Annotated in this window: 16 protein-coding genes; 9 read left to right on the top strand and 7 right to left on the bottom strand. The window is 68.4% G+C overall.

Annotated elements, in window-relative coordinates:
• The first annotated feature begins 2 nt into the window (after positions 1-2).
• The 6 genes from AC3WLN_RS05670 to AC3WLN_RS05645 all read left to right on the top strand — a co-directional run bounded on the left by AC3WLN_RS05670 (position 3) and on the right by AC3WLN_RS05645 (position 3649).
• Positions 3-695, top strand: a complete 693-nt coding sequence (locus AC3WLN_RS05670) for a MotA/TolQ/ExbB proton channel family protein (protein WP_492480097.1) — start codon at positions 3-5, stop codon at positions 693-695.
• 117 nt (positions 696-812) lie between these two features.
• Positions 813-1295, top strand: coding sequence for a protein TolR (gene tolR, locus AC3WLN_RS05665; RefSeq protein WP_492480096.1), 483 nt, complete (start codon positions 813-815; stop codon positions 1293-1295).
• A gap of 3 nt (positions 1296-1298) precedes the next feature.
• Entirely contained in the window at positions 1299-2399 is a 1101-nt protein-coding gene (locus AC3WLN_RS05660; protein WP_492480095.1) for a TonB family protein, read from the top strand.
• Between the two features lie 21 nt (positions 2400-2420).
• Positions 2421-2951, top strand: a complete 531-nt coding sequence (locus tag AC3WLN_RS05655) for a metallophosphoesterase family protein (protein ID WP_492480094.1) — start codon at positions 2421-2423, stop codon at positions 2949-2951.
• Positions 2952-3107: 156 nt separating this feature from the next.
• Positions 3108-3419, top strand: coding sequence for a hypothetical protein (locus AC3WLN_RS05650; RefSeq protein ID WP_492480093.1), 312 nt, complete (start codon positions 3108-3110; stop codon positions 3417-3419).
• An 89-nt stretch (positions 3420-3508) separates the two neighbouring features.
• Complete coding sequence (locus tag AC3WLN_RS05645) at positions 3509-3649, top strand: hypothetical protein (RefSeq protein ID WP_492480092.1); 141 nt, start codon at positions 3509-3511, stop codon at positions 3647-3649.
• Positions 3650-3668: 19 nt separating this feature from the next.
• Here AC3WLN_RS05645 and AC3WLN_RS05640 read toward each other — a convergent pair whose 3' ends face one another.
• A complete protein-coding gene (locus AC3WLN_RS05640; protein WP_492480091.1) occupies positions 3669-3914 on the bottom strand; it encodes a hypothetical protein in 246 nt (81 codons plus the stop codon).
• A gap of 173 nt (positions 3915-4087) precedes the next feature.
• Here AC3WLN_RS05640 and flaF point away from each other — a divergent pair, with 173 nt between their 5' ends.
• Positions 4088-4447 (top strand): flagellar biosynthesis regulator FlaF, encoded by a 360-nt coding sequence (gene flaF, locus AC3WLN_RS05635; RefSeq protein ID WP_055947312.1) that lies wholly within the window; start codon positions 4088-4090, stop codon positions 4445-4447.
• Between the two features lie 82 nt (positions 4448-4529).
• On the opposite strand, the gene AC3WLN_RS05630 is transcribed toward flaF, so the two are convergent.
• Positions 4530-4937 carry a flagellar biosynthesis repressor FlbT gene (locus tag AC3WLN_RS05630; RefSeq protein ID WP_492480090.1) on the bottom strand — a complete coding sequence of 136 codons (408 nt, stop codon included), beginning with the start codon at positions 4935-4937 and terminating at the stop codon, positions 4530-4532.
• A gap of 243 nt (positions 4938-5180) precedes the next feature.
• Here AC3WLN_RS05630 and AC3WLN_RS05625 point away from each other — a divergent pair, with 243 nt between their 5' ends.
• Complete coding sequence (locus AC3WLN_RS05625) at positions 5181-7283, top strand: flagellin N-terminal helical domain-containing protein (protein ID WP_492480089.1); 2103 nt, start codon at positions 5181-5183, stop codon at positions 7281-7283.
• A gap of 71 nt (positions 7284-7354) precedes the next feature.
• On the opposite strand, the gene AC3WLN_RS05620 is transcribed toward AC3WLN_RS05625, so the two are convergent.
• The 5 genes from AC3WLN_RS05620 to AC3WLN_RS05600 form a co-directional block, all read right to left on the bottom strand.
• On the bottom strand, positions 7355-7750 hold the full coding sequence (locus AC3WLN_RS05620; RefSeq protein WP_492480088.1) for a hypothetical protein: 396 nt from the start codon (positions 7748-7750) through the stop codon (positions 7355-7357).
• Positions 7751-7898: 148 nt separating this feature from the next.
• Positions 7899-9011 carry a molybdenum ABC transporter ATP-binding protein gene (gene modC / locus AC3WLN_RS05615; protein WP_492480087.1) on the bottom strand — a complete coding sequence of 371 codons (1113 nt, stop codon included), beginning with the start codon at positions 9009-9011 and terminating at the stop codon, positions 7899-7901.
• 4 nt (positions 9012-9015) lie between these two features.
• The gene (modB, locus tag AC3WLN_RS05610) at positions 9016-9729 is read right to left on the bottom strand and encodes a molybdate ABC transporter permease subunit (protein WP_492480086.1); all 714 of its coding nucleotides are present in this window, start codon (positions 9727-9729) and stop codon (positions 9016-9018) included.
• Positions 9730-9739: 10 nt separating this feature from the next.
• Positions 9740-10531, bottom strand: a complete 792-nt coding sequence (modA, locus tag AC3WLN_RS05605; protein ID WP_492480085.1) for a molybdate ABC transporter substrate-binding protein — start codon at positions 10529-10531, stop codon at positions 9740-9742.
• Positions 10532-10601: 70 nt separating this feature from the next.
• Positions 10602-10805, bottom strand: a complete 204-nt coding sequence (locus tag AC3WLN_RS05600; protein ID WP_492480084.1) for a hypothetical protein — start codon at positions 10803-10805, stop codon at positions 10602-10604.
• A gap of 131 nt (positions 10806-10936) precedes the next feature.
• Here AC3WLN_RS05600 and AC3WLN_RS05595 point away from each other — a divergent pair, with 131 nt between their 5' ends.
• Positions 10937-11875, top strand: a complete 939-nt coding sequence (locus AC3WLN_RS05595; RefSeq protein WP_492480083.1) for a 50S ribosomal protein L11 methyltransferase — start codon at positions 10937-10939, stop codon at positions 11873-11875.
• The last annotated feature ends 16 nt before the right edge of the window (positions 11876-11891 follow it).

Raw genomic sequence — 11891 nt, 5'->3', positions numbered from 1 at the left:
CCATGGATCCGACCGCCGCACCGGCCGAAGTCGCCCACGACTTTTCCTTCATCGGACTGTTCCTGCAGGCCGATCCGATCGTGAAGGGCGTGATGATCCTGCTCGTGGTCGCCTCGATCGCGTGCTGGACCGTGGTGTTCGAGAAGATCGTGCGGATCGCCGCCGCCAAGCGTCAGGCCAAGGCCTTCGACGTGTTGGTGCGCTCCGGCGGGGCACTCGAATCCTCGGGCGGCGGCATCGACGCCCAGATCACGGGCGCGGCCGTCGAGGCCTGGCGCGATCAGGATGCCAGCGAGACCCGGGCCGAGCGGCGCGATCGCATCGAGCGTGCGATGCGCGCCACGCTCACCACCCGGATCAAGCGTCTCCAGACCGGCCTGCCGCTTCTCGCCACCGCCGGCTCGACCGCGCCGTTCATCGGCCTGTTCGGCACGGTCTGGGGCATCATGAACTCGTTCTCGTCGATCGCGAAGAGCCAGGACACTTCGCTGGCCGTGGTGGCGCCGGGCATCGCCGAGGCGTTGTTCGCCACCGCCATCGGCCTCATCGTCGCGATCCCGGCGGTGATGGCCTACAACAAACTCATCAACGACGTCGGCCGGGTCCAGTCGAGCTTCGTCTCCACCATCGGCATCCTGGGCAACCGCCTCGCCCGTGACCGCACGGTGCACGGGCGCGCTGCCGCGGCCGAGTGACCGTTCCACTCTGACCGAGACCTCCTCGGCGCCGAGCGAGCGCCGATTCCCGACACCAACCTGTGCGGTGGACCGGCCTGATCGCCGGCCGCCCTGGCCCCGGAGGGCCGCTCCACTATGGCAATGGGTTCGATCCGCGCCGGCGGCGGCGACGACGAAGATGGCCTCGACGCGGCGCCGATGTCGGAGATCAACGTCACCCCGATGGTCGACGTGATGCTCGTGCTGCTGATCATCTTCATGGTCGCCGCCCCCCTGATGACCACGGGCGTGCCGGTGCAGTTGCCGAAGACCACGGCCCAGAAGGTCGCCCAGGCCAAGAAGCCCCTGGAGATCTCTATCGACAAGGACGGCAAGCCCTACCTCGCCAAGGAAGAACTGACGCCGGACGCGATCGTGCCGCGCCTGCGTGCCCTCGCTGCCCAGGACCCGAGCCAGGTGATGCTGGTGCGCGGCGACCGCGACGTGCCTTATGGCAAGATCATGGAAGTGATGGGGCTCGTCGGGCAGGCCGGCTTCACCAAGGTCTCGCTGATCGCCCAGTCGCCCGGCGGCGCGCTGCCGTCGGCGCCGGCTCCCGCCAGCGGAACGCCGCAGTAATCCATGAACGCCCTGCATCCCAACAGCGCCTTCGTGACGAATGCCGAGCCGGAGCAGCGCGGCCCGTCCGGTCTGACAGCCGCCTTCCTGGTCGCCCTCGCCCTGCACGTCGCGGCTCTGGTCGGCATGGCGCTGTTCGGCACGGCACCGTCGGCGCCCCCGGGCGAGAACATCGTCACGATCGATCTCGCGCCGCAGATGACGGAGGCGAACACTCAGGCCCCGGCCGAACAGGCGGCTCAGGCGCCCGCCCCCCCGGAGGCGAATCCGGTGGAGACGCCGGAGGCCGTCCCGGTGACGAAGCCCCTGGAGACCACCGAGGTGGCGCCCCCCGAGGCCACGGTTCCGCCGCCTCCCGACGCGACGCCGGTCGCACCCGAAGCCACCACCATGGCCGAGCCGCCGGAAGCGCCCGTCACGCCGCCGGTGGAAGCAATGACGGAGCCGCCGCCTGAGGATCAGGTCATCACCTCGACCGGAGAGGCGGCACCGGCCCTCGCGCCCCCGCCGCCGACGATCGCGGAGGCACCGAAGCCCGTGGAGGTGGAGAAGCCGAAGCCTGACATGGCCAAGATTCTCGAAGCCAAGCGGGAGGCCAAGCGGAAGGCCGATCGCGAGGCACGCCTGAAGGCCGAGCAGGAGGAGCGCCGCGAGGCGATCGCCGAAGCCCGGCGCGAGGCCGCCAAGGAAGCCAAGGCGAAGGCCGCCAAGGAAGCCGCCCGTCGAGCCGCGGCCGCGGCGAGCGAGGGCCGCGCGCAGCAGAATTCCGCCTCCGCCTCCCGCCAGAGCAGTGCCGGCGCCGCCGCCGGAGGGAACGATCCCAACGCTCTTCGGGCGTGGCAGGGCATGCTGAGTTCGGCAATTCGTGGCCGAATGAACGCCAATGCGGCGGCCGGTACCAGCGGGGGCGTCGCTGTGGTCCGGTTCACTGTGTCCCGCTCCGGTCAGGTCCTGAGTTCCGGTTTGGCCAGCAGCAGCGGCGTCGGCGCCATCGACAGCGCTGCCCTGGCGACGGTCCGCGGCTCCCTGCCGGCGGCCCCGGCCGGAATCTCGCTCAGCAGCCTCGCCGTCACCGTGCCGCTGCGCTTCAGCCCTGGCCGCTGACGGCGACAGGCGGAATCAGCCGTGGCCGTGTGGTTCACCAGCGATACGCATTTCGGCGATCCGCGCATTCTGCGGATCGACAAGCGGCCCTATCCGAACCTCGCCGCACACGATGCCGCCTTGATGGCCGCCTGGAACGCCGTGGTGGGTAGCGAAGACGAGGTCTGGCACCTCGGCGACTTCGCTCTCGGTCCCTCCGACGCTCGGATTGCCGAAATCCTCGCGGCTCTGCCGGGGATCAAACACCTGATCGTCGGCAACAACGATGGACCCGGGACGCTCCGGGCGGCCGGCTGGGACTCGGTCTCGCACTATGCCGAGGTGACCGTGGATTCACGCCGCCTGGTGCTTTGCCACTATGCGTTCCGGACCTGGAACGGGATCGGGCGTGGGGCCATCAACCTGCACGGTCATTCTCATAACAAGCTGAAGCCTATCCCCCGGCAGTACGACGTCGGTGTCGACGCGCAGGGACCGAGTCCCGTTTCGCTGGCCACGATCCTGGTGTCGCGCCGGCGGCCGACGGCACCGCACAAAACCGTGGAACCTTAGCGACGGGTTTGCCGTTTCCGGAACCTGAACGCGAGGTGAGCGGCGGCGATCCAAGGCAATATTGGAGAAGCCCCATTATCTTGCGGACACTTTCGAACGCTCGATGAATTCTATTCACCGTCCGAACGCCCAGGTGTCCTCATCTCAGGTGTCTCCATGCTTCAATCGCTTCGATTTACCCTCTCCGCCGGTCTCATCCTGAGCTTTGCAGGCTCGGCTCTCGCGGCACCGGCCTGCCTCGATGCCCAGCGCAAGGTCGATGAAGCCAACGCGCTGCGCTACCAGTTCCGCCAGGAGGCCCGGATCGGTAACCACGACCGCGCTTGCGAAACTCTCGATGAGATCGGCGACCGCTACGCCGACGCACGCGACGCCTTCGAGGATTGCGGCGCGGGTGTCATCGCGATCGACCTTCGCAGTGAATCACGGGCTCTGCGTGCGGCCAAGCGCGTAAACCGCTGCGACTGATCGAGTGTGGGCTCGCACCTCCACGCTCGACGCGTCGTTCCAATGTGAACTCACACGCGGCCGATGATTCGCCGCCAAGGTCAGCCATCATGAATACCATTGCAGCCCTCGATCTGAAGACCACCGACCGCACCCTGTCCACCGGTCCGTCCTTCGCAGCCGCCCTCTGCGGTTTCCTCAGCACCACGGTAGCGACCACGATGGTGATGTTTCTGATCAGCAGCATCTGAGAAGCATCGCGGCACCAGCTCAGGGAGCGACGAACCAGAACCGGCGCTTCGAGAACAGCATGTCGGGCTGCCCGACGGTTTTACCGGGTCGACAGGCTGTATCCAGGCGCGGCGCATCCGGCGCCTTCGCTGCCGGCATCATGAGGGCACTGGAGACGGGAAACAGACCCAGCTTGGCCTGGACGGCCGGTTGGCGAACGGCGGAGATCGTGACGAGCCCGACCAGGAGCCCACCCGCGATCGTACCCAGAATGAAGTTCATCATGGTGGCGGAATCCGGCACCCCTCGCGTGGTCCGCGTGGCTGCGCGCCCTCCCTCGTCGCATATCCCGGCATGATTACGGCACGGATTCGTCTTACGATCCCTTAACGATCGAATGTCTAAGGTTCCTTCCGCGCCCCGAATCGGGTCCGCGTCCCTTGAAGAAGGATCCTTCGATGTCGTACGGCGCCAGCGCCTATGCCCGGGTTGCACAGACCGCACTGTCGCCCCGCGAAGCGGAAGCCGCCGTCCTGATCAAGGCCGCGACCCGCCTTCAGGCGATCCAGACCGACTGGACCAACCAGGCCCCTGCTCTGAACGAGGCACTGAACTTCAACCAGAAGGTCTGGACGATCATCGCCGGGGCAGCCACCGCACCCGAGAGTCCGCTTCCCATTGAGATCAAGAACAACATCGCCGAGTTGTCGACCTTCGTCTTCAAGCGGATGATCGATACGCTGATCGAGCCGAGCGCCGAGAAACTCTCCGCCCTCATCAGCATCAATCAGAACATCGCCGCCGGCTTGCGCATGTAGGTTCGAGACAGGCCGCGCGAAACAAAGGAGCCCGCCGCTGAGAAGCGGCGGGCTCCTTTGTTTCATTCCCGGTCTCGGCGTCTCAGTTCTCCGACGCTGCGGGCGGCGCCAGCCGCTCGGCCAGCGACTGCTCGTATTGGATCAGTTCCTTGCAGCGCTTCAGGGCGCGGTAGAGATCGCGCTCTGCGATAAGATCGTGGATGTCGCGCAGGTAGGGCGCCATGCTGGGCGCCGCCGCGATGAGCGCATTGGCTTGGGTGATGAAGAGGTCCTCCGCCTCCGGCGTGACCTCGGCGAGGTACATCACCGTCAGGGTCACGTAGAGGCGCTTGCAGGCGGTATCGGCCTCGCTCTCCAGGATGATGTCGCTCTCCCGCAGGAACTTCGTCACGGTCTCGATGACGAAGCTGGAGCGGCGGGACCCGTTACGAATCGCCGTGCCCCCGATCAGCAGGCGCTCGAACGGCTTGAGCTCGATCTTCAGGGGCATGGCGATACTCGTTCCGGGATTGAAGCCGACATTCGCCGATCTTGGTTAACACAATCACAACGGCGCAGCGGCACCGGGCGGTCAACATCCTGAAGAACAACAGCCTTTTTCAGATCAGCCGCAATCGAGCGATCCCCGTAAGCTTTCGTTCGGCGCGTCGATTAAGCCGATCGCAAGGGATGGGTGGTCATGTGCACGGGCCTCCAAAAACGGAGGCGCACCGATCAGAATGGATCGAACACCATGTCCTCAGGCATCACCCTTACCGCCGCCACCCGCCAGAACCTTCTCTCGCTGCAGGGCACGGCCGACCTCCTGACCCAGACCCAGAACCGCCTCTCCACGGGCAAGAAGGTCAACTCGGCCCTCGACGACCCGACGAGCTTCTTCACCTCGCAGTCGCTGACCGGCCGCTCGGGCGATCTCGGCTCGCTCCTCAACGGCATCTCGAACGGCGTCCAGACCATCCAGGCCGCCAACCAGGGCATCACCTCGATCCAGAAGCTGGTCGACTCGGCCAAGTCCACCGCCAACCAGGCGCTGGCCGACAAGAGCGCCGTCACCAGCGGCCTCGCCGCCACCGCCGCCACTGTCAGCGGCAGCAAGAGCTTCCAGGGTCTCGCCGGCACCGCCGACGGCACGCAGGATTTCTCGTCCCTGTCGAAGGACGGTTCGATCGATATTTCGCTCGACGGCGGCACGACGAAGACGACCATCCGTCTCGATGCTTCGACCCTCGGAAACAACAGCTCCGACCTGACCAAGATTTCCGCCAGCCAGGTTGCATCGGCCATCAATAGTCAGATCTCGAATAGCGCCGCCCTGAAAGGCAAGGTTGCGGCTTCTGTCGGAAACGATGGTCGCCTGAGCTTTACCACGACGTCTGCGGGTGCCAGCCAGAAGCTTTCGGTGAATGGTTCCGCAAGCTCCACGCTCGATATCGGCTTCGGCGCAGGGTCCAGCGTTACGGCCGCAAAGGTGGTTGCGAACACCGCCCTTGGAGCCACAACCGACTTTTCCGCCAGTGCGACTGAAGCGTCTTTCAAGGTGAATGACGGCAACAAAGAAATCACGATCACCCTGGGCAATGCAACGGCCATCGACAACAACGGTACGAAGCTGGGTGCTACCAGCTCGCGCGCCGATGTTCTCGCTGCCATCAATAAGCAGCTCGCAGACGGTGGGTCGACCATCACCGCATCCCTCGACGGTGCCAATAAGCTGAACTTCACCTCTCAGGAAGTTGGCCCCAACGCCCAAGTCATCACCACCGGTATCGTCGGAAACAAGGATGTCGGTTTTGGTACGACGACGGCCACCAACGGCGTTTTGACCGCTGGTACGGGAACGGCTGCGACGGGCCTGTCCGCAACGGGCTCGGACGCCACCGACGGATCGGCCAAGGCGGTCATCAACGGCAACGTCGCGCTGACCAACGTCACCGACCTGAGCGGATCGAATACGGCGAGCTTCACCCTCCAACTCGGAACCGGGCCGGCGAAGACGATCAAGCTCGACAACACGACTGGCGCGACGGCCGCCTCGACGACGAAGACCGAGATTCTGGCTTCGATCAACAAGCAGATCGCAGCCGATACCGGCCTTGCTGGCAACGTCACGGCCAGCCTCGACGCGAACGACAAGCTCGTGATCAGCACGACAGCTGCGGGTGCCGGCCAGAAGCTGACCATCCAGGCAGCCCAGGGCACCACAGCGGCCAACAACAAAGACGTCGGTTTCGGTCTTCAAACCTCCAGCGTTGCTGGTCAGGGTCCCGCAACGGCGCTGACTTCGACGGGCAAGGACAGCACCGGCTCGACCAATTCGACCCGAACCTCGCTTTCCAAGCAGTTCAACGAGATCCTGAACCAGATCACCCAGCAGGCCAAGGACTCGAGCTACAACGGCATCAACCTTCTCTACCGGACCAGTGACGATCCGACCGAGAACTCTCTGAAGGTGACCTTCAACGAGACGGGCACCTCCAGCCTCAGCATCTCGGGCGCCAAGCTTGACTCCGATGGTCTGGGCCTCACGGCCGTGACCGGCGGCTTCCAGACCGATGACGAGATCAACAAGACGCTGACGGCCATCACCACCGCCACCAGCCAGCTTCGGGCCCAGGCTTCGACCTTCGGCTCGAACCTGTCGATCGTGCAGAACCGTCAGGACTTCTCGAAGAACCTGATCAACATCCTCGACACCGGTGCGGCCAACCTGACGAACGCGGACCTCAACGAGGAAGCCGCCAACTCGCAGGCCCTGTCGACCCGCCAGTCGATCGGCATCTCGGCCCTCTCGCTCGCCAACACGGCGCAGCAGGGCATCCTGCAGCTCCTCCGCTAAGGACGAGCCCGCCGCCGGCCCTCGGGCTCAGCGCCCCGCCCTTCTCTTCGTTTCGGGATCGGCTCCGCGCTTCAGGCGGTGCGGTCGAGGGGCCGGGCGGCGGGCTTGGCGCGGGCCTCGGCGGCCTCCGCATAGGCGCGGGCCTTGAGCACCACCGGGTCGGGCAATTGGACGACGACATCCCCCGAATTCAGGTCGACCTCCTGGTAGACCACGGCCTTCGTATCCCGGTCGATGCGGATACGCGGCTCCATCGCAGCCGGCGCCGCCTTCGCGTCCTCACCGGACGTCGGCGCCCGGGGCATTCCAGCCCGGGGATCGGTCCCCTGATCCTGACCGCGGATATCGACCCGCACCGCTGGCGCGAGGGGGGCCGGCGCCTGAACGGGCTGGACCGGTGGTATCGGGGCCGGCGTGGCGCCGGTGACGCGGGCCGGCAGCACGGCGCCGAGACTTGTGATCGACATGGCACGCTCCTGCTCGCGGCTTTTGCGCTGTCCCCCCAGACAAGACCCGCGCCGTGAATGGGATCTTAAGGAATTGGTTTTGCAGGCCCTTTCTTGGGTTGCATGCTTAAAGCCATGCAGAGGGGATGCATCGAATTTTAACGACCCCTCAGATCTCGACGGCGGCGGCCGCGCGTCCCATGCCGTGGGGATCGAAGGCGACGCTCTTCACGATGGCGAAGACCGGACGTCCGGGCACGAGACCGAGCTCGTGCACGGAGGCTCGCGTCAGGCGGGCGGAGAGCACCGCCCCGCCGCAATCCACCTCTACCAGCACCGTGCCGTCGGCCTGGGCATGGAGGGCAAGTACCTGGCCGCTCAGGCGATTTCGGGCACTCAGCCCAACAGGCTCTTCGAGGGAGAGCAGGACGTCGCGGGCGGGGATGTGGACGCGGATGCCGGTGCCGACGGCCTGGGCCAGGCGGGGCACCAGCAGCCGCCCGGCGCGCCCGGAAAGGAGAGTCAGACCCGAATTCGGCGCATCGGCCTCCACCACCATGTCGAGGAGTGCACCGGCCTCCGCCGCGTGGAAGGCGCCGAGATCGCCCCGGCGCAGGATGCCCTCGGCGGGTCCTGCCGCGGCGACCCGGCCCCCTTCGAGCACCACGATGGTGTCGGCGAGGCGGGCCACCTCGGGCACCGCGTGGCTGACGTATACCAAGGGGATCGCGGCCACGTCGCGCAGGCGCTCGATCAGCGGCAGGATCTCGGCCTTGCGCTCGGCATCGAGGGCGGCGAGCGGCTCGTCCAGGAGGAGCAGGCGGGGTCGGGACAGCAGCGCCCGGCCGATCGCCACGCGCTGGCCCTCGCCGCCGGAGAGGCCGGCCGGTCGCCGGTCGAGAAGATGGCCGATGCCGAGGAGCGCGATGACGGCGTCCGGGTCCAGGCCGGCCTTGTCCCGGCGGCCGCGGGCGAACCAGCGCCCGTAGGCGAGGTTCTGGCGGACCGAGAGATGGGGCATCAGCCGCGCCTCCTGGAAGACGGTGCCGATGCGGCGGCGATGGGCGGCCACCGCGTGGCCCCGCCCGGTGTCGAGCAGGGTCTCGCCGTCGAGGACGATCCGGCCCCGGTCGGGCCGGGCCAGCCCGGCGAGGCAGGCGATCACCGTGCTCTTGCCCGAGCCCGAGCGGCCGAACAGGGCGGTGAGGCCCGGCGGGGCGGTGAAGGCCACGTCGAGGCGGAAGGCGCCGTGCGCCAGGGCGAGATCGACCGCCAGCGTCATGGCCTCAGCCCGCCCCGATCCGGCGCCCGACCCGGCGCGCGAGGAACTCCGAGACGAGCAGGGCCGCCATCGAGATCGCCACCGAGATCAGGGTGAGGCGCAGGGCGCCGGCCTCGCCGCCGGGCACCTGGGTCAGGGTGTAGATCGCCGAGGGCAGGGTCTGGGTCTCGCCGGGGATGTTCGACACGAAGGTGATGGTGGCGCCGAACTCGCCCATCGCCTTGGCGAACGCCAGCACGGCGCCGGCGAGCACCCCCGGCAGGGCGAGGGGCAGCGTCACGGTGAGGAAGACCGCGAGGGGGCCGGCGCCGAGGGTCGCGGCGGCCTGCTCGACCCGGGCGTCGACGGCCTCCAGGGAGAGGCGCATCGCCCGCACCATCAGGGGGAAGCCCATCACCGCGCAGGCGAGCGCCGCCCCGGTCCAGCGGAACGAGAACACGATGCCGAGATCGGCGAGGGGCGCCCCGAGGGCGCCGCGCCGTCCGAAGGCGAGGAGCAGGAGGTAGCCGGTCACCACCGGCGGCAGGATGAGCGGGAGATGGACCAGCCCGTCGAGGAGCGCCCGGCCGGGAAAGCGCCGCCGTGCCAGGACCCAGGCGACGGCCAGACCCGGCACGAGGCTCGCCAGGGTGGCGACCCCGGCCACGCGCAGGCTGAGGGCGATGGCGGACCATTCCTCCGGCGTCAGGCCGAGCCGGTCCAGGAGCGGCGGAGCCAAGACCGGACGATCAGGTCCGGTTCTCGGCGCCGATCACCGAGAAGCCCTGGCGCTCGAAGAACGCCCGCGCGGCGGGGCTGCGCAGGTAGGCCAGCAGCGCGGCCGCGTCCGGGTTGGTCGAATCCTTCGTGAGCGCCACCGGATAGATCACCGGCGGGTGGCTGGCGGCCGGGAAGGTGGCCACCACCCGGACGCTCGGGTCCGAGACCGCGTCGGTGGCGTAGACGATGCCCAGCGGCGCCTCGCCGCGGGCCACGAGGAGCAGCGCCGCCCGCACGTTCTCCGCCTGGGCGACCCGGCTCTTCACGCCCTCCCAGGCACCGAGATGCTCCAGGGCCGCCTTGCCGTACTTGCCGGCCGGCACCGCCTCGACGTTGCCCATGGCGATGCGCCCGTCGCCGAGCGCCTTACCGAGGTCGAGGCCGGGCTTGAGGTCCACGGCCACGCCCGACTCCCTCGGCGCGATCAGCACGAGGGCGTTGCGCAGGAGGTTCGCGCGGGTGCCCGGCTTGAGACCGTCCCGGGCCGCCACGTAGTCCATCCAGGCGAGGTCGGCGGAGAGGAACAGGTCGGCCGGCGCCCCGGCCTCGATCTGCTTGGCCAGCGCGCTGGAGGCCGCATAGGAGATCCGGGCGGTCTTGCCCGTCTCCTTGGTCCAGGCGGCGGCGGCCTCGTCGAGGGCGTTCTTCAGGCTGGCGGCCGCGAACACCACCACGGGCGCCTCGGCCCGCGCCGGCGTCCCGCCGGCCCAGATCGCCAAGCCGAGCACCGCCCCGAGCCACGTCCGCCGCGTCTGGATCATCGATCTGTCTCCCGTCGCCTGCCGGAGCCGCCCGGCGGGTGTGCCATAGCACGAATCGGGGCGGGACTCGTCAGGCGCCGCGCTCCTCCTCCTCGGCGGGCACGCGCTCCGACCGGTGCAGGCGGCTCAGGAGCACCAGCATCCGTCCGGGCAGGGGACCGGTGAGGGTCTCGGCATCGGCGAAGACCCCGCGCTCGCGCGCGAGGCGACGGCGGGCCTTGGACTTTTCCGCGAGGACGACCGGCGTTCGTCCGCCGGTTCTTCTGATTTTCATACGCACAACGCACGCTCCGACATCGACGTGAGCCTGGAGAAGCGACAACAAACGCGGACCGGCGCGTTCCGTTCCGGCCAAGCTTGCGCGCGAGGTGGCGGCGGGACGTCGCGGATGGTAGAGCCCCGACCATGCTCGAAGGCCTGCCTCCCCACCGCCCGACCCACGTGCTGCGCCTCCTCACCGACGAGGGCTCGGCGCGCGCGATGACCGACCTCCTCGGCGAGATGTTCGACCCGACGCAGACGGCGGTGGCCGCCTTCGAGGCGGAGGACGGCCGAACCTGGCGGCTCGAGGCCTATTTCGCCGACGCGCCCGACGAGGACATGATCCGCGACCTGATCCGCCCCGTGGTCGGCGCGCAGGCGGACGTCGCCACCTTCGAGACCATCGACCAGCAGGATTGGGTGCGCGCCTCGCTCGAGGGCCTGAAGCCGGTGCGGGCCGGCCGCTTCCTCGTCCATGGCAGCCACGACCGCGACACCGTCCGCGCCAACGACCTCGCCATCGAGATCGAGGCCGCGCTCGCCTTCGGCACGGGCCATCACGGCACCACCCTGGGCTGCCTCAAGGCCTTCGCGGACATCCTCAAGCGCGGGCGCCCGGCCCACGTGCTCGACGTCGGCACCGGCACCGGCATCCTGGCCTTCGCGGCGGCGAAATACCTGCACACGCCCGTCATCGCCGGCGACCTCGACCCGGAGGCGGTGACCACCGCGATCGGCAATGCCCGCCTGAACGGCCTCGGTCCGGTGCTCCGGCTCTACCAGGGGCCGGGGGTGCGCCACGCCCTCGCCGACCGGCCGCGCCGCTTCGACGTGGTCTTCGCCAACATCCTGGCGCGCCCCCTGAAGGGCCTGGCGCCCTCGCTGACGGCGGTGGTCGCCGACCACGGCGTGCTGATCCTGTCCGGCCTGATCGAGCGCGACGTGCCGGGCGTGCTCGCCACCTACCGGCACCGCGGCTTCCACCTCGCCCGGCACGGGCTGATCGAGGGCTGGGCGACGCTGGTTCTGAAGCGCGGCGGCGCGGCGCCGCGCCCGCGCCGGACGCGGTTGCGGCCCCTCTGAGCCCGGCGTAACCCTT

The sequence above is a fragment of the Methylobacterium sp. FW306-05-D genome, assembly GCF_058782155.1.
The sequence above is the reverse complement of the archived record's forward strand: the minus strand, read 5'-3'. Positions and strand labels throughout refer to the sequence as shown.

Bases quoted from the DNA above. Each gene is read 5' to 3' on its own strand.
- AC3WLN_RS05670 (WP_492480097.1), top strand. From the start codon at position 3: ATGGATCCGACCGCCGCACCGGCCGAAGTCGCCCACGACTTTTCCTTC.
- tolR (WP_492480096.1), top strand. From the start codon at position 813: ATGGCAATGGGTTCGATCCGCGCCGGCGGCGGCGACGACGAAGATGGC.
- AC3WLN_RS05660 (WP_492480095.1), top strand. From the start codon at position 1,299: ATGAACGCCCTGCATCCCAACAGCGCCTTCGTGACGAATGCCGAGCCG.
- AC3WLN_RS05650 (WP_492480093.1), top strand. From the start codon at position 3,108: ATGCTTCAATCGCTTCGATTTACCCTCTCCGCCGGTCTCATCCTGAGC.
- AC3WLN_RS05645 (WP_492480092.1), top strand. From the start codon at position 3,509: ATGAATACCATTGCAGCCCTCGATCTGAAGACCACCGACCGCACCCTG.
- AC3WLN_RS05640 (WP_492480091.1), bottom strand. From the start codon at position 3,914: ATGATGAACTTCATTCTGGGTACGATCGCGGGTGGGCTCCTGGTCGGG.
- flaF (WP_055947312.1), top strand. From the start codon at position 4,088: ATGTCGTACGGCGCCAGCGCCTATGCCCGGGTTGCACAGACCGCACTG.
- AC3WLN_RS05630 (WP_492480090.1), bottom strand. From the start codon at position 4,937: ATGCCCCTGAAGATCGAGCTCAAGCCGTTCGAGCGCCTGCTGATCGGG.
- AC3WLN_RS05625 (WP_492480089.1), top strand. From the start codon at position 5,181: ATGTCCTCAGGCATCACCCTTACCGCCGCCACCCGCCAGAACCTTCTC.
- AC3WLN_RS05620 (WP_492480088.1), bottom strand. From the start codon at position 7,750: ATGTCGATCACAAGTCTCGGCGCCGTGCTGCCGGCCCGCGTCACCGGC.
- modC (WP_492480087.1), bottom strand. From the start codon at position 9,011: ATGACGCTGGCGGTCGATCTCGCCCTGGCGCACGGCGCCTTCCGCCTC.
- modA (WP_492480085.1), bottom strand. From the start codon at position 10,531: ATGATCCAGACGCGGCGGACGTGGCTCGGGGCGGTGCTCGGCTTGGCG.
- AC3WLN_RS05600 (WP_492480084.1), bottom strand. From the start codon at position 10,805: ATGAAAATCAGAAGAACCGGCGGACGAACGCCGGTCGTCCTCGCGGAA.
- AC3WLN_RS05595 (WP_492480083.1), top strand. From the start codon at position 10,937: ATGCTCGAAGGCCTGCCTCCCCACCGCCCGACCCACGTGCTGCGCCTC.